The organism is Solwaraspora sp. WMMA2080, from assembly GCF_027497395.1.
Lineage (GTDB): Bacteria > Actinomycetota > Actinomycetes > Mycobacteriales > Micromonosporaceae > Micromonospora_E.
In genome coordinates, this window is record NZ_CP114910.1 from 2,053,195 (window position 1) to 2,068,860 (window position 15,666).

At 72.2% G+C, this 15,666-nt stretch carries 14 protein-coding genes and 1 pseudogene; 9 read left to right on the forward strand and 6 right to left on the reverse strand.

Annotated elements, in window-relative coordinates; genetic code table 11:
- A complete protein-coding gene (gene pflA, locus O7543_RS09300) occupies positions 1-732 on the forward strand; it encodes a pyruvate formate-lyase-activating protein (protein WP_281554192.1) in 732 nt (243 codons plus the stop codon).
- A 30-nt stretch (positions 733-762) separates the two neighbouring features.
- Here pflA and O7543_RS09305 read toward each other — a convergent pair whose 3' ends face one another.
- Both O7543_RS09305 and O7543_RS09310 read right to left on the reverse strand, forming a co-directional pair.
- Positions 763-2,070 (reverse strand): FAD-dependent oxidoreductase, encoded by a 1,308-nt coding sequence (locus O7543_RS09305; RefSeq protein ID WP_281554191.1) that lies wholly within the window; start codon positions 2,068-2,070, stop codon positions 763-765.
- Between the two features lie 227 nt (positions 2,071-2,297).
- Positions 2,298-2,831: a cyclic nucleotide-binding domain-containing protein gene (locus O7543_RS09310; protein WP_281554190.1), complete on the reverse strand. Its 534-nt coding sequence runs from the start codon at positions 2,829-2,831 to the stop codon at positions 2,298-2,300.
- A 244-nt stretch (positions 2,832-3,075) separates the two neighbouring features.
- Between O7543_RS09310 and O7543_RS09315 the strand changes: the two genes are divergently transcribed.
- The 6 genes and pseudogenes from O7543_RS09315 (at position 3,076) to O7543_RS09340 (ending at position 8,978) form a co-directional block, all read left to right on the forward strand.
- Complete coding sequence (locus O7543_RS09315; RefSeq protein WP_281567384.1) at positions 3,076-4,056, forward strand: nitroreductase family protein; 981 nt, start codon at positions 3,076-3,078, stop codon at positions 4,054-4,056.
- Between the two features lie 118 nt (positions 4,057-4,174).
- Positions 4,175-4,648 (forward strand): annotated as a pseudogene (locus tag O7543_RS09320) (HAD-IC family P-type ATPase); the annotation flags it as partial.
- Positions 4,649-4,712: 64 nt separating this feature from the next.
- Complete coding sequence (locus O7543_RS09325; protein WP_281554188.1) at positions 4,713-5,183, forward strand: cation-translocating P-type ATPase C-terminal domain-containing protein; 471 nt, start codon at positions 4,713-4,715, stop codon at positions 5,181-5,183.
- A 24-nt stretch (positions 5,184-5,207) separates the two neighbouring features.
- Entirely contained in the window at positions 5,208-6,308 is a 1,101-nt protein-coding gene (locus O7543_RS09330) for a nitroreductase (RefSeq protein WP_281554187.1), read from the forward strand.
- Entirely contained in the window at positions 6,305-7,183 is an 879-nt protein-coding gene (locus tag O7543_RS09335) for a universal stress protein (RefSeq protein ID WP_281554186.1), read from the forward strand. The genes O7543_RS09330 and O7543_RS09335 overlap by 4 nt, the downstream gene beginning before the upstream one ends.
- A gap of 163 nt (positions 7,184-7,346) precedes the next feature.
- Positions 7,347-8,978: a GAF domain-containing protein gene (locus tag O7543_RS09340; RefSeq protein WP_281555530.1), complete on the forward strand. Its 1,632-nt coding sequence runs from the start codon at positions 7,347-7,349 to the stop codon at positions 8,976-8,978.
- A 63-nt stretch (positions 8,979-9,041) separates the two neighbouring features.
- Here the strand turns inward: O7543_RS09340 and O7543_RS09345 are convergent, their stop codons facing one another.
- Positions 9,042-9,680, reverse strand: coding sequence for a response regulator transcription factor (locus tag O7543_RS09345; protein WP_123600861.1), 639 nt, complete (start codon positions 9,678-9,680; stop codon positions 9,042-9,044).
- Positions 9,681-9,860: 180 nt separating this feature from the next.
- Here O7543_RS09345 and O7543_RS09350 point away from each other — a divergent pair, with 180 nt between their 5' ends.
- Positions 9,861-10,835 (forward strand): nitroreductase family protein, encoded by a 975-nt coding sequence (locus O7543_RS09350; RefSeq protein ID WP_281555529.1) that lies wholly within the window; start codon positions 9,861-9,863, stop codon positions 10,833-10,835.
- Entirely contained in the window at positions 10,832-11,707 is an 876-nt protein-coding gene (locus O7543_RS09355; protein ID WP_281554185.1) for a universal stress protein, read from the forward strand. Before O7543_RS09350 ends, O7543_RS09355 begins: the two co-directional genes overlap by 4 nt.
- Before the next feature lie 38 nt (positions 11,708-11,745).
- Here the strand turns inward: O7543_RS09355 and O7543_RS09360 are convergent, their stop codons facing one another.
- The 3 genes from O7543_RS09360 to O7543_RS09370 form a co-directional block, all read right to left on the reverse strand.
- Positions 11,746-12,849, reverse strand: a complete 1,104-nt coding sequence (locus O7543_RS09360) for a Vms1/Ankzf1 family peptidyl-tRNA hydrolase (RefSeq protein ID WP_281554184.1) — start codon at positions 12,847-12,849, stop codon at positions 11,746-11,748.
- Positions 12,850-12,978: 129 nt separating this feature from the next.
- Positions 12,979-15,012: a glycogen debranching N-terminal domain-containing protein gene (locus tag O7543_RS09365; RefSeq protein WP_281554183.1), complete on the reverse strand. Its 2,034-nt coding sequence runs from the start codon at positions 15,010-15,012 to the stop codon at positions 12,979-12,981.
- Positions 15,009-15,383, reverse strand: coding sequence for an SCP2 sterol-binding domain-containing protein (locus O7543_RS09370; protein WP_281554182.1), 375 nt, complete (start codon positions 15,381-15,383; stop codon positions 15,009-15,011). The genes O7543_RS09365 and O7543_RS09370 overlap by 4 nt, the downstream gene beginning before the upstream one ends.
- Positions 15,384-15,666 lie beyond the last annotated feature (283 nt).

A 15,666-nucleotide genomic window follows, 5' to 3' on the forward strand; every position in this document is an offset into this window, starting at 1 on the left:
GTGACCACCGGGGCGGTCCACTCGTATGACGTGTCGATCGGGGTGGACGGCCCCGGTACCCGGTTCGTCGCGTTCCTCGCCGGCTGTCCGCTGCGCTGCCAGTTCTGCCACAGCCCGGACACCTGGTTCCGGCGCGCCGGCACCCCGACCACCGACGACGCGCTGGTCGCGCAGGTACTGCGCTACCAGCGGTTCATCTCGGTCGCCGGTGGCGGGGTGACGCTCAGCGGCGGTGAGCCACTGATGCAGCCGGACTTCGTCCGCGCGGTGCTGCGCCGGTGCCACGACGCCGGCCTGCACACCGCGCTGGACACCTCCGGGTTCCTCGGCGCCCGGGCGGACGACGACCTGCTGGACGCCACCGACTTGGTGCTGCTCGACATCAAGTCGTCCGATCCGCTGACCTACCGTCGGGTGACCCGCACCGGGCGGCTCGATCCGACCCTGCGGTTCGCCCGCCGGTTGGCCGACCGGGGCACCCCGATCTGGGTCCGGTTCGTGCTGGTGCCGGGGCTCACCGACGCCGAGGCGAACGTGGCCGGGGTTGCCGAGGTGGCGGCCGGCCTGCCGACGGTGCAGCGGGTCGACGTGCTGCCGTTCCACCGGCTCGGCGCGCACAAGTACACCGAGCTGGGCCTGGACTATCCGCTGGCGGCGACGGCACCGCCGGACGACGCGCGGCTGGACCGGGTGCGGGGCCAGTTCCGCGCCCGTGGACTTACCGTCTACTGAGCGGGCCTACCGGCTGCTGGAACTCACCGGCTACCGCGACCCCCGGCTACCGACCTGGTCGCCGTTGGCCACGGTCACCGGGCGGTCGGCCCGCCACGCCGGTGGCCAGCGGAACCGGTGGGTGACGCCACGCCAGCCCCCGCCGGCTGTCGCGCCGGCCAGTTCGGCCGCGATCTGCCGGACCTGGCGGTAGCCGGTGGCCATCAGGAAGGCCGACGCCCGCCCGTAGCTCTTGATGCCGACGACGAAGTAGCCGGACTCGGGATGACGCAGTTCGTCGACCCCGGGTACCGGCGCCGACCAGCCGCAGGCCGGCCCAGGGTCGAGCACCGTGGCCAGGCCACGGCTGGTGCCGAGCACCGGGTCAAGGTCGAGGCGCAGCTCGGCGGCGATCCGGTGGTCGGCACGGAAGCCGGTGGCGACGACCACCCGGTCGGCGACGATCATCCGTCCGTCGCGGCTGAACAGCCGGACCGGACCGAGATCGGACAGTTGCTCCACCCGGTGGGTGACGAATCCGGTCTCCAGGGTGATCCGGCCGGCGTCGACGAGTTGCCGTAGCCGGGTGCCATTCGCCCCGCGCGCCGGCAACGCGTCGGCGGCGCCCGGCGCGAAGACCGGATCGACGGTCACCCGGCGGACCGCCCAGGTAATCCGGGTGCCGGGCTGCTGGTCGGCCAGCTCGATCAGGTCGAGCAGGGTGGTGGCGGCCGAGTGTCCGGCGCCGACCACGACGGTGTGCCGGCCGGCGTGTGCCGGCCGGTCGACGCCGAGCACATCGGGCAGGGCGAAGTCGAGATGTGCCGCGGCGGCCCGCTCGCCGATCGCCGGCAGGCCCTCACCACCCAGATGGTTGGGGGTGTCCCAGGTCCCCGACGCGTCGACGACGGCGCGGGCGAGCTGTTCGGTACCGTCGGCCAAGCGGGCCACGAACGGCGCGTTGACGCGTCCGGCGCCGCGCAGCCGGTCGATGCCGAGCCGGGTGATCCCGGTGACCCGGGTGCCGTAGCGGATCCGGTCGGCCAGTACCGGCAGCTTCGCCAGCGGCAGCAGGTACTCCTCGATCAGTTCGGCCCCGGTCGGGTGGTACCCGGATTCGGGCACCGACCAGCCGGCGGCGTCGAGCAGTCGGCCGGCAACCGGGTCGATGTTGTCCCGCCAGCTGCTGAACAGCCGTACGTGCTGCCAGCTACGGATCGCGGCACCGGCGGCGGCACCCGCTTCCAGCACCAGCGACGGGACCCGGTGCCCGGCGAGATGGGCGGCGGCGGCCAGTCCCACCGGGCCGGCGCCGATCACGACCACGGGCAGTTGCCGGGCGGCGTACTCGATGCTCATCTGTCTCCTCTCGACGTGGTGGCGGCCAGCCGAGACGCAGCACGCAGCACGGGACGTCCGGGAGCCAGGCCCGTCACCCCATCAGCTGAATCGACGCCTGTCGAGACAGCGCATCATGCTGTACCGCGCCCTGAGCTCCGGCTAGGCGGACAAGCGTCCAACGACCACCCCGCCGCGGCCGCTCGCACACCGGGTCCGATTACCGACCGGTCACCTCGTCGCGGCCATCACCCGTCGCGACCGGGCCGGCGGCCGGCCGGATCCACGTCAGCGGCCGGTCGGGACGAATCCCCGTCGATGGCCGGTGGATAGGCGTACAGCTCGGTGAGCCGGGTCCGGGCGGCGTGCAACCGGTCGACCACGACCCGCATGAATCGAGTGGTCAGCTCCCGGCCCAGGGCGTCGTCCTGGCTGATCATCCGACGGGTACCGGCCGCGTCGAACTCGATCGTCAGGGTCTGGTCCACCGCCACCGCCCCGAACTCCCAGCGGTACGGCGGAAACAGCCACGACCAGCCCAGCACGCTCCCGGCCGCAACCGTCTCAATGTCGATCTCGCCACGGCCCGGCACCTGGAAGTTCAACGCCACCTGCCCGGTCCGCAGCAGCCAGAACCGGTCCGCCGACCGTCCCTGCTGGAAGATCTGCTGCCCGCTGTGCCGGACCCCGGGGCGCGCCTGGTACGACAGCCGCTCCAGCCAGGGCCGGGGTAGGTCGGCCAGGAACGGGTGGGCGTCGAGCAGATCGATGGTCCGGATCATCGCTCCTCCGTCCGATCACGGACACGTACCACGGACTTCCATCGCAGCTGACGGTCCGCCCTGGGCGACAGGGTCGGAGGTCCCGCCCGGGCGGGACGCAGTGCCCGTCGGGAAGCGGCGCAACGCCCCTGCCCCGACGGACCGATCCGGACGAGAGTGGAACCGATGAGGGCGCGACGGGCAGAAGGGGTGGTGGGCGGCGATGAACGCCGGATGGATCAGGAACGGACGGCCAGGTCCGCTGATGGCGGCCTGCCTGGAGGCCGCAGCCGCCGCACCGTCGGTGCACAACAGCCAGCCGTGGCGGTTCCGCCCGCACCCGACCGGCATCGAGGTGCTCGCCGACCGGCGCCGACAGGTCGACCTGGTCGACCCGGCCGGCCGGGAACTGACCATCAGCGTCGGCGCCGCCGTGTTCAACCTGCGGGTGGCGATGCTGGCCCACGGTCGGATGCCGGTCATGCTGCTGTTGCCCGAGCCCGACAACCCGGACCTGCTGGCCCGGATCGCGGTCGGGGCGCCGACCGAGACGGACGAGACGGTACGGCTGCTCGCCCGGGCCGTCGCCCACCGGCGCACCAACCGCCGCCCGTTCGCCGACCTGGCGGTCCCCGGCGAGGTGCTCGACGAGCTCACCGCCGCCGCCCGGACCGAGCACGGTCGGCTGGCCGTCGTCGACCCGATGATGCGCTCGTCGGTGCTGGCGCTGATCGGCACCGCCGAGGACCGCCGTCGGGTCGACCCGGCGTACTGGGCGGAGCTGGAACGGTGGACCCGGGACCGACCGGGCCGGCTCGACGGCGTACCGCCGCAGGCCTTCGGACCCTGGCCGGTCCCCCGCACCGTGCCGGTACGCGACTTCGGACTGGTCTGGCCGGCCCCGCGACGGCGGGTCGCCGCGTTCGAGGAGGACCCGGTCCTCGCCGTGCTGTACACCGTCGGCGACGCCCCGCGGGACTGGCTGCGCGCCGGGCAGGCGCTGCAGCGGGTGCTGCTCACCGCGACGGTACGCGGCCTGGCCACCACGCTGCTGACCCAGCCGCTGGAGTTTCCCGAACTGCGTGACCTGCTCGGTCGCCAGCAGGACGGACGGCGGGCGCAGGCGATCATCCGGATCGGCTACGGGCCGCTCAGTCCACCGGTGCCCCGCCGGCCGCTCGCCGAGTTGCTCGAACCCGCGCCGACCCGGCCGGTCGACGCGGTGGGGGTGGCCGGTGCCAGTTGACACGCGACCGGTCGTCGATCCGGGCGTACCTGCCGTCGATCCCGTGCCACCGGTCGATCCGGGTGGACTGGACGCCGCCGAGGTCACCCGGCGGACCATCGAGTACGGGCCGAACATCGTGCCGGGCGGGCCCGACCGCACCGGGCTGGTCCGCCGGGTGGCCCGCCAACTGAGCGATCCGCTGGTCGTGCTGCTGCTCGCCGCCGGGGTGGTCACCACGGCACTCGCCGACTACCCGAACACCGTGGTGATCCTGCTCGTGGTGGTGGTGAACACCAGTATCGGCGTGGTTCAGGAGGTCCGGGCGGACCGGGCGGTCGCCGCGCTGGACCGGCTGGCGGCGCCGGTGGCCCGGGTGCGACGCGACGGTGTCGACCGGGTCGTGCCGGCGGCCGAACTGGTCCCGGGCGATCTGGTGAAGATCACCGCTGGCGACATCGTCCCCGCCGATCTGGTCCTCACCGCCGCGACCCGGCTGCGCTGCGACGAGTCGACACTGACCGGTGAATCGGTGCCGGTGCAGCACGACGACGGTGACCGGGCCCACGCCGGCACCGTCGTCGTCGCCGGCCGGGCGACCGGCATCGTCACCCGGACCGGCGCCGACAGCGCGTTGGGGCGGATCGCGCCGGCCACCCCGACCGCCCACCGAGTCGGTGCTCGGCGCCGGCCTGCTCGCCGGGGTGCTCACCACCGGCACGTTGATCACGGCGGTCACCCTGGCGGCCGGTGTCGCCGCGTACCACATGGGCCGGCCCTGGCAGACGGTGGTCTTCGTCACCCTCGGGCTGGCCCAGCTGGGCGTCGCGCTCGCGGTCCGGGCCCGTCGGGGCACGGCGGCGGAAGGCACTCAACGGGGTACGACGGCGGCCGACGGCCGACGGCGGATGGCGAACCCGGCGCTGGTATTCGCGGTGGCCGGGGCGGGCCTGCTGCAGCTCGCCGGGGTCCACCTCGGTCCGCTGCGGGCGCTGCTCGGCACCGAGCCGCTGGCCCTGACCGAGTTGGCGGCCTGTGCCGCTGTCGCGGCGCTGCCCGCACTGGTGTTACATCTGTCCCGGAGCGGGAACGGACGTGGTTCGGGTCCGGATTCCCCGCGTCCCGTCGGCCACGAGCCGTCGGCGTAGCAGACCCAGACCAGGAGGCAGCAGATGGACGAGGTCACCACCAACGGGACCGGGACCGGGACCGGGACCACCGTCGACACGGCGGTGACCGGCGTCGACGCCGCGACCGCCGACCGGCCGTTGGCCGCCGTACTGGCCGAGGCCGCCGCGGCCGCCGGCTACGCGCCGTCGGTGCACAACACCCAGCCGTGGCAATGGCGGGTCCGGCCGGACAGTCTGGAGCTGCGCGCCGCCCGGGACCGGCAGTTGCCGGCCACCGATCCGGACCGCCGGTTGCTCATCCTCAGCTGCGGCGCCGCGCTGCACCACGCGAGGATCGCGCTCGCCGCTCAGGGCTGGACGGCGCAGGTGCAACGGCTGCCGGACCCGGCCGAGGAGGACCTGCTGGCGGTGCTGCGACCCACCGAACGGATCGCGGTCCAGGCCGACACCGTCCGGATGTTCCAGGCGATGCAGGTGCGACACACCGACCGTCGGCCGGTCAGCGACGAACCGCTACCGGTCGCGGCGGTCACCGCGGTCACCGCCGCCGCCGGCACCGGCGTCCAGCTGCAGATCCTCTCCTCCGACCAGGTGATGCTGCTCGCTGCGGCGGCCAGCCGGGCGGAGGAGGCCGAGTCGGAGGACCCGCAGATCCGCGGCGAACTCGACTACTGGACCGGGCTGGGCACCCCGCCCGGCACCGGACTGCCCGAGGAGGTCCTGCCGGAGCGGGCCGCGCAGACCACGGTGCCCGGACGCGACTTCGGCCGGTCCGGCACCCTGCCGGTCGGCGGCGGGCACGACCGGGCCGCCGTCTACGCCCTGCTCTTCGGTGACGACGACGAACCGACGTCCTGGCTGGCCGCTGGCGAGGCGCTCTCGTCGGCCTGGCTGACCGCGACCGAGCTGGGCATCTCGGTGGTTCCGCTGAGCGGGGCGGTCGAGGTGGCCGCCACCCGGCAGACCCTGCGACACATCCTCGCCGGGCTCGGCTACCCGTACCTGGTGCTACGGCTCGGCATCGCCAGCCCGGACCACGCCGGCCCACCGCACCCGCCGAGGATACCGGCGGCTCAGCTGGTGGACACCAGTGAGGTGAACGCCGCGAACCCCCACGCCACCGACCCCGAGGAGGGTCGATGAATCCCGACGGACCCGTACTGGTCGGCGTCGACGGTTCCAAGGCCGCGGTGCAGGCCGTCCGGCTGGCCGCCCGGGAGGCCGCGATGCGACGGCGCCCGCTGCGGATCGTGCACGCCTTCGTCTGGCCGGCGCTGCAGGCACCGATGGCGTTGGCACCAGCGGTGCCGCCGGAAGGTGAGGTCGAACGGTACACCCGGGAGATCGTCGACGAGGCGGCCAAGGCGGCGGCCGACGAAGCGCCGCAGCTCGAGATCGCCACCCAGGTGGTCGACGGGGCCGCCGCAATGGTCCTGCTCGCCGAGGCACGCTCCGCCGCGCTGGTCGTCCTCGGCGACCACGGATTCGGACCGATCTCCGGGGCGCTGATCGGCTCCGTCGCCTCCCAGGTGGCGACCCACGCCGACGGCCCGGTGCTGGTGGCCCGGGGCGACTGCGACCGCAGCGGTCCGGTCATCGTCGGGGTGGACGGCTCCGAGCTGTCGGCACAGGCCGTCGGGTTCGCCGCCGAGGCGGCCGACCTGCGCGGTACGGAGTTGCTCGCGGTCCACACCTGGACCCATCCGCCGTCTATCGGACCGGGTGACATGCAACCGCTGGTCTACGACGCGGCGGCGCTGCAGGCGGAGGAGGAGGCGCTGCTCGCCGAGTCGGTGGCCGGGGTCCGCCAGCGGCATCCCGACCTGACCGTACGGCAGCTGTCGGTCCAGGGGCGGGCGACGAAGGTGCTGACCGAGGAGTCGGCCCGGGGTCAGCTGCTGGTGGTCGGCGCCCGCGGGCGGGGCGGCTTCACCGGGCTGCTGCTCGGCTCGGTGAGCAACGCCCTGCTGTACCGCAGTCAGTGTCCGCTGGTCGTGGTCAGGCCGGCACGGCACTGAGTGGGCCGGACCGGCGGGCGGCGAGCCGAGCCGGTCCGGCGACGGGCCGGCTAGCATCGTCGCTGTGAGCGCCGCGAACCCCCCGCCGGCCGAGCACCGCGACGCGCCGTCGCTCGGCCTGACCCCACTGTCCCGGGTCCGACTGGACCAGCTGCTACACGAGATGCTCGACCGGGTCGGCGAGGTCGTCACCAGTCGGGAGCGGCTCCGTGCGTTGCTCGACGCGGTGGTCGGCATCGGCACCGACCTGGAGCTGCACAGCACCCTGCGGCGCATCGTCGAGGCGGCGTGCGGGTTGGCCGGAGCCCGGTACGGCGCCCTCGGGGTGATCGGCCCGGACCGCCATCTGGTCGATTTCGTCACCCACGGCATCGACCCGCAGACGCACGCGGCGATCGGTGACCTGCCGCACGGTCGGGGCGTTCTCGGCCTGCTCATCGACGATCCGGCACCGGTGCGGATGCCGGACATCACCAGGCACCCGCGGTCGTACGGATTCCCGCCGCACCATCCGCCGATGCACAGTTTCCTGGGAGTGCCGCTGCGCATCCGCAACCAGGTGTTCGGCAACCTGTACCTGGCCGAGAAGCAGGGCGCGGCCGAGTTCACCGAGGACGACGAGGAGATCGTGACGGCGCTGGCCGCCGCCGCCGGCGTGGCGATCGAGAACGCCCGGCTGTACGAGTTGGCCAACCGACGCGAACGTTGGCTGGCCGCCACCGCAGAGATCACCGGCGTACTGCTCGGCACCGTGCGCCGCACCGACGCGCTGGCCCTGGTCGCCCGGCGGGCACGTGAGGTGGCCGAGGCGGAGATGGTGCTGGTCCTGGTCAACGATGACGAGGCGGCCCAGTTCACGGTCGAGGTGGTGGACGTACCGCGGGGGTCGACCTCCGGGCTGGTCGGCGCGGTGCTGCCGGCTGGTGAGACCAGCTTCGCCGGCGCGATCACCAGCGGTGAGCCGATCATGGTGGAGAGCCTGGCGAAGGCGGCACCGTGGCCGGTGCCGGTCACCGCCGGACCGGCGGTGATCTCTCCGCTGACGGTCTCGGAGACACTGCACGGCGTGCTGGTGGTGGCGCACCGCGCGGACGCTGCCGGGCCGGCCGACGGGGACGCGCCGCTGCTGGCCAGCTTCGCCGGTCAGGCGGCGCTGGCCATCGAGCGGGCCCGGGCGCAGGAGGAACGCGAGCTGCTGGTGGTGCTGGAGGACCGGGAACGGATCGCCCGCGACCTGCACGACGTGGTGATCCAGCGGCTGTTCGCCACTGGGCTGCAGTTGCAGAGCGCCATGCCGCTGTGCAGTGGCCGACCGGAGATCGGAACACGGATCAACACCGCCGTCGACGATCTGGACTCCACCATCAGGGACATCCGCCGGGCGATCTTCGAGCTGCGTACCCCGATGAGCGCGGTCCTGCGTACCGAGTTGCGCGAGGCGGTCGACTCGGCCGCCGACGGGTTGGGCTTCCGGCCCGCCCTGCAACTGGACGGGCCGGTGGACAGCGCCGTGCCTGACCAGATCCGTCCGGACCTGCTGGCGGTGCTGCGGGAGGCGCTGTCCAACGTGGTACGGCATGCCCGGGCGAGCCAGGTCGCGGTACGGGTGTCAGCACTCGGCGGGGAAATCGCGCTGACGGTGACCGACAACGGCGTCGGAGTGGACCCGGCCGCCGCCCGGGGCGGGTTGGTCAACATGCGGGAACGTGCCGAACAGCGCGACGGAGCCTTCTCGGTGGCCGCCGGGGATCCGCGCGGCACCATCCTGACCTGGAAAGTCCCGTTACGGGACTGACCTGACCCGGAATGGTCCCGTTACGGGACTGACCTGACCCGGAATGGTCCCGTTACGGCAGGGTCAGTGACGCGGGCCGAGCAGCCGGGTGGCGAGCACCGCCGCCTGGGTCCGCCGCTCCAGGCCGAGCTTGGCGAGCAGGCTGGAGACGTAGTTCTTCACGGTCTTCTCGGCGAGGAACATCTTGCCGGCGATCTCCCGGTTGGTCAGCCCTTCGGCGACGTACTCCAGGATCCGGCGTTCCTGCTCGGTGAGCGACTTCAGCTCGTGCGGCTCCTCGACGCCGCTGCGGATCCGCTCCAGCACCCGGCGGGTCACCGCCGGGTCGAGCAGCGACTGACCGGCCGCCACCCGGCGTACCGCGTCCACCAGGTCGGTGCCCCGGATCTGCTTGAGCACGTAACCGGCGGCACCGGCCATGATCGCGGCGAAGAGCGCTTCGTCGTCCTCGTACGAGGTGAGGATCAGCCCGTTGATGGACGAGTCGACGGCCCGCACGTCCCGGCAGACGTCGATGCCGTTGCCGTCCGGCAGCCGGGCGTCGAGGATCGCCACGTCCGGGCGCAGCGCCGGGATGCGCCGGGCAGCCTCCTGCGCGGACCCGGACTCGCCGATCACCTCGATGTCACCGCTGCTCTGCAGCAGGTCGGCAAGGCCACGGCGGACGACCTCATGGTCGTCGAGCAGGAAGACGCGGATCATCCTCTGTTTCTACCCTGTCGCGGGGCGCTACAGCCAGGGACCAAAGTCCCGGGCGCCGGGGTCGCCTGGGGCAGGTGACGGCGGGCGAGGCAGTCGAGACGGACGGGCCCGGTGGCCCGGGAGGATCCGGGACGTACGGCCCTGCCGGTGCCGGCCCGGACCGGACACCGTGTAGTCATGTTGACCACCACGTTCACCATGGCCCAGCTGCGCACCGCGGTGACCGCGGCGGTCCGCGCCCCGTCGCTGCACAACAGCCAGCCGTGGCGGTTCCGGCTGGTCGGCAGCGCGATCGAGCTCCGGCTCGACCCGGACCGGCTGCTCACCGCCTGCGATCCGACCGGCTGGGCCGCCCGGATCGGCTGCGGGGCCGCCCTGTTCAACCTGCGGCTTGCCCTGGCCGCCGCCGGCACACCGGCCGAGGTCCGGCTCCGCCCCGAGCCGGCCGACCCGTGGCTGCTGGCCCGGCTGGTGCCCGGACCACCGCGGCCAGTCACGCCGGCCGAGTCCAGGCTGTACGCCGCAGTGCCACGCCGGCACAGCAACCGGCTGCCGTTGCGGCCGGATCCGGTGCCGCCGCCGGTGCGGCGGCGGCTGATCGAGGCGGCCCAGGCCGAGGGCGGCTGGCTGGAGCTGGTGGTCGGCTCAACCGCCGTCACCGCCGTCGCGGAGATCGCCACCAGCGCCAACCGGGTGCTCGACCGGGATCCCGGGTACCGGGCGGAAGTAGCGCGGTGGACCCGGCACTTCCCGGCACCGGACGGGGTGCCGGCGGCCGCCGGTGGACCGGTCGCGGAGCCGCACGACCTGCTTCCCCGGCGACCGTTCGGCAGTGCCCGTCGCACCCCTGGCCGCGACTTCGAGTCCGAGCCGCTGGTGGCGGTGCTCGGCGCGACCGGCAACACGCCGAGCGACCAGCTCACCGCCGGGCAGGCGCTGCAGCGGGTGTTGTTGACGGCCACCGACGCCGGCCTGGCCGCGTCGATGCTGTCCCAGCCGATCGAGGTCACTCAGGCCCGCGAGCAGCTCCGGCTGGCACTCGGACGATTCGGAACACCACAAATGGTCATCAGGATCGGATACGGTCAGCCCGGCCGACCGACGCCACGTCGGGATCCGGCCGACGTGATCGACACGGTCCTGGAGGAACGATGAGTGACCCGATCGTCGCAGGGGTGGACGGATCACCGGCCAGCTTGTGCGCCGCCCGGCACGCCGCCGAGGCCGCGGTCCGGCACGGCGCGCCGTTGGTACTGGTCCACGGCTATCTGCACGCCTTCGGGTACGGGATCCCGATCAATCCGTACGACGGCGAACTACCCGGGCCGAACGAGGAAGGTGAGCGGATGCTCGCCGAGACCGCCGCGCAGCTGCGCGGCGAGCGGCCCGGCATAACGGTGCAGACCCGGCAGGTGGCAGCCGGCGGGGCCCCTACGTTGATCGAGGAGTCTCGGCACGCGGAGCTGGTCGTGGTCGGCAGTCGGGGCCTCGGCGGCTTCACCGGGCTGCTGCTCGGCTCGGTCAGTTCACAGGTGGCCGGGCACGCACACTGCCCAGTGCTGGTGGTCCGGCCACCGGATGCGCCCGTCGAGGCGGACGGCCCGGTACTGGTCGGCGTCGACGGTTCGGCGCACGCGGAGCAAGCCCTGCACGCCGCAGCCGACGAAGCCGCCGCGCGCCGGGTCGGGCTGGCCGTACTCCACGTCTGGTGGCCGAGTCCGATGCGGGACAGCACGGAGGTCGCGGCACCGGCCGACGGTGCCCGCCGGGAGGCCGACGAACTGCTCGACGCCGCCGTCGCCGCCGTCCGGCGACGCCATCCGGACCTGCCCATCGAGCAGCGGCCGTTGGAAGGGGTCGAGGCGGACGCGGTGATGGTCGAGGCGAGCCGCAAGGCCGGTCTGGTGGTGGTCGGTTCCCGTGGTCGCGGCGGCTTCACCGGGCTGCTGCTCGGCTCGGTCAGTCAGACACTGGTGCACCACGCACACTGCCCGGTGCTGGTGGCCCGCCCACATTCGCACCGCTGACCGGCCCGCCAGCCGGGTCGGACGTCCCTGCCGCCCGGTCAGACGGTGTAGCGCAGGATCGCACCGACGCCGTCGGGCACCTGGTCGGCGAGCTTGTCCGGCACCACCACCAGCCGGGTTCCGCCGGCGAGGGCGGCCCGCACGGCGGCATCACCCAGCGGCACCTCGACGGGATCCGTCACGCCGAAAACGGCCACCGCGCCGACCGTGGCACCGACCTGGTCGGGCTGCGGTCCGGCGTACGCCGAACGGGTTGTCAGCTGCGGGTCGTCGACCAGCAGCAGGGTGTCGACCTGCCGGCGGGCGAGCGTCGCGAGCGTGTCCGACGCCCCAGCGGCGGCCCGGTCAGCCTGGCCGATCTCCCGCCGGTACGCCGCGACGGCGGCGGCCACGTCCGCGTCGGCGATGCCCTCCACCACGTCGACGGCCTGTTCGACCGCCGCGTCGGTGGTGTCGTAGGCGCCCTGCACCTCGTGCAGCAGTTCGGCGACCCGGGTCGGCGACTTGTCCCGTAGGAACTGCACCGCCCGGACGTCCCCGGTGACCACGACCGCCCGGGGTCGGACCTCGTCGACCAGTTCGGCGAGCCGCTCGGCCACCAGCGTCGCGTTGGCCTCCCAGCGGTCCTCGGCCCGCTGCTGGTACCGCCGCTGGGACCAGCCGCCCGGATGCGACCGGGTGATGTGCAACGTCTCCCCGGCGACCGACTCGGTCACCTCCACACCGTCCGGCTGCAGGGCGACGATCTCGGCGCCGACCCGGTCGGTCGCCACCACCAGAACGGGTAGCTGCCGCTGCTGCCAGCGCAACAGGGGCAACAGGTGCGGGATCGCACCGTAGCTGGCGATCTCCCGCTCCGGCGGTTCCGGCAGCTGACGCACCAGCCGCACCCGCTCTGCGTCGGCGATCACCACCAGGGTGTCCCCGTCGGCGTAGGCCCGGTTCGTCAGCCCGCCGATCACGTCGAGCAGTTCGCCAGGCGCCCCCGCCTCGGCCAGCCGTTGGCGGGCCGCCCGCCAGCGCAGCTGGACCTGCTCGCCGGTGTCCGGGGCCCGGCCGCTGGTGTCCAGGTAGAGCGACACGAACGGGCCGGGGACGGTGGCCAGGTCGGCGAGGGTGGTACGGGGCGTGGTCGAAGTCACCGTAGGTCCTTCCTTGGTCGTCGGCAGGTCGTCCCTTTGCGGTACCCGGTAGCCGCTGCGGATACTCCACCCGGCGTCGCCGGTGCCCTGCCTCGGGTTGACCTACCGGAGTCGGCTGCATGCGACGGATCAGTGCCCACGGCCGAACACGTCGACCAGCCCCCACCGACCGGGGAGGTCCAGCAGCTCGATCCGGCCGATGCCGCGCGGCAGGTGCGGGCGGACGATCAGATGCTCGCCCTTCGGGTCGAGACCGAGCATGGAACACAGGAACATCAACACCGCCCCGGCCGACCAGGAGTGCGGGCTGCACGCAGCCGGCAGCTGAACCGGATACTTGGTCAACTTCCGGTCGTAGCCCGCGAACGCGCTGGGCAGGCGGCCGTCGAAGAACTCCGAAGCATCGATGATGGCACCCGCTACCCGGGCGGCTTCCTGATGGAAGCCGTACTGACGCATGCCGTGGGCGATGAGGGCGTTGTCGAACGGCCAGATCGCCCCGGTGTGGAAGCCGACCGGGCTGTACCGCCCGTCGCCCTCGGCAAGGGTACGGATGCCCCAGCCGGTGAAGAGCCGCTCGCTCATCAGATGTTTGACGACGTGCCGAGCCTTGTCCGGGTCGACGATACCGCTCCACAGCAGGTGCCCCATGTTCGAGGCGCAGGCGTCGACGTGGTTGCCATCGGCGTCCACGCCGAGCGCGTAGTAGCGGCCGTCGCGGATCCAGAACCTCTGGTTGAACCGGCGCTTGAGCTCGGCGGCCTGGGCTTCGAGCTCGGCGGCGTACGCCGGATCGTTCCACACCTCACGGGCCAACCGGGCACCGCGACGTTTGGCGTCGTAGGCATAACCCTGGAGCTCGCAAGTGGCCCGGGGGCCGACCGGTAACCGACCATCGCGGTAGGAAATGGCATCGGGCGTGTCTTTCCAGCACTGGTTCTCCACGCCAAGTCGGTCGTTGCGTCTGGCGTACCAGAGGTAGCCGTCGCCCATGATGTCGCCGTACTCGTCGATCCACCGCAACGCCCGTCGGGTGTGGAACTCGAGCTCCTGGGCGATCGAGGTATCTCCGGTCCATCTGTCGTACGCGTCGAGCAGGATGACGAACAGCGGCGTCGTGTCGGCCGCACCGTAGTAGGGGCAGGCGGCGATCTCCCCGAACCCGGCTCGCTCTCCGAACCGGAACTCCTGGAGGATCTTGCCGGGTTCCTCCTCGGCGAAGTCGTCGAGCCGGGTTCCCTGCGCGTCCGCGAGAAAGTGCAGGACGTTCGGCACCATCGACGGGATGAACGGCAGTAGCTGCAGGCAGGTTACGATGCTGTCCCGACCCTGCAGTCCCATCATCCAGGGCAGTCCGGCGGAGAACTGCTGTTCCCCACGCAGGTTCCCGGTAAAACGCAGTGCCGCCAGATCGGTGAGACTGCGGCGGTACGCCTGGTCGAGTGGGGCCGAGTCACAGCTCAGGGTGGGGGCGGCGGCGAGCCACTCGGCCAGCACCCGGCTCGCATCCACCATGCCCGGGGCGTCGAAGTTTGGCGCGGTCACCCGGATGTCCCGCCCATGGATGCCGCGCACCCAGTAGATCAACTGCAGGACGGTCTCCCACGATCCGTGCGGCCCGACGCTGATGTCGAACGTCATCCCGTGGTCGTCAATCGCCGCCTCAGCGCTGCTGGTGATCACCACTTCACGGCACTGATTCTCCCGGGTGTAGTACATGTGCAGGGTGTCCTGCTCGACAGCGGTGGAAATCTTCCCTTTCTTGTGCACGTTGGCGTACTCGGTGGAGTCTGCGAAGTCGGTGGCGATGTCGAGCCGGACCCGTAGGTCGACCGCGACTTCCTGGTGGTTGAGCACGGTCAGCTGCTCCACGAAGGCGCCACCACCGAGGCGACGCTGGCGGATCACCGACATGCTCGCGTCGACGTAGTGGGTCGGCTCGCCCGGAACAAGGAAGTAGCGCGATTCGAAGTACTGAAGGTCGTCAACGGACAGCACGGAGAGGCGTTCGCCGTTGACGGTGAGATTCCAGACGGACAGGTAGCGCATGTCGAAACCGAACAGCCCGGTAGGCATATCCGTCGAGGGCGACACGTCACCGCGCTCGTCGCTGACCATGAACAGGTTGCCTTCGAGGATGCTGGTGTACTTGAGGTTCGTCACCTGGCTTCCTTCCAACCCTCCGCCAGCTGCCGCGGATGCCGGGCACCCACCATGTCGGGCAGCAGCCAGTTGAGCATCGGCAGCAACGCGATCACGCCCTCCAGGGTGAGCCCGAAGCGGATGAATGCGGGGAAGAGTCGTTCCTTCCCGCACAGGATCTGTTCGAACAACACGCTGTCGATGGCGACGACACAATCCGCATCGGCACCGGACTGTTCGGCCCGCACGCGGCCCGCCGCGAAACGCAGCAGCCACTGCTCAGTGTGATCGCGGTACCGCACGTCGAAGCGCAGCGAGCCGTCGACTGCTGGGGGCAACCGAGGATCGCGTTCGTGGACGCTGGCGAAGAAGGCCTCCGTGGTCGCTGACAACCCGCCACCTCCCTCGCCTGCCACCTCCCTCGCCTGCTACTGGACGAGTCTGCCGCCAGGCCGGACGCGACATTGCCGATCGCGTCGGCAATCACCCGTCAGGGTGTTTGACGACGCCGTGGGCAGCTCACGCGGGTCCGCGCCGCCGACGCGGACCGCGGTCGGCAGATCCGCCGCCCTCATCGGCGATCCCCGCGCAGCCCCCACACACCACCATGTATTGACTTTCGTTGAAGTGAGCGTGATTCTTAGGTAGGACAGCTTCGGGAGCCGGCAGCCACGC

Excerpts from the sequence above, each read along its gene's own strand:
- O7543_RS09305 (WP_281554191.1), bottom strand. The coding sequence starts at position 2,070 with ATGAGCATCGAGTACGCCGCCCGGCAACTGCCCGTGGTCGTGATCGGC.
- O7543_RS09310 (WP_281554190.1), bottom strand. The coding sequence starts at position 2,831 with ATGATCCGGACCATCGATCTGCTCGACGCCCACCCGTTCCTGGCCGAC.
- O7543_RS09315 (WP_281567384.1), top strand. The coding sequence starts at position 3,076 with ATGGCGGCCTGCCTGGAGGCCGCAGCCGCCGCACCGTCGGTGCACAAC.
- O7543_RS09330 (WP_281554187.1), top strand. The coding sequence starts at position 5,208 with ATGGACGAGGTCACCACCAACGGGACCGGGACCGGGACCGGGACCACC.
- O7543_RS09335 (WP_281554186.1), top strand. The coding sequence starts at position 6,305 with ATGAATCCCGACGGACCCGTACTGGTCGGCGTCGACGGTTCCAAGGCC.
- O7543_RS09340 (WP_281555530.1), top strand. The coding sequence starts at position 7,347 with ATGCTCGACCGGGTCGGCGAGGTCGTCACCAGTCGGGAGCGGCTCCGT.
- O7543_RS09345 (WP_123600861.1), bottom strand. The coding sequence starts at position 9,680 with ATGATCCGCGTCTTCCTGCTCGACGACCATGAGGTCGTCCGCCGTGGC.
- O7543_RS09355 (WP_281554185.1), top strand. The coding sequence starts at position 10,832 with ATGAGTGACCCGATCGTCGCAGGGGTGGACGGATCACCGGCCAGCTTG.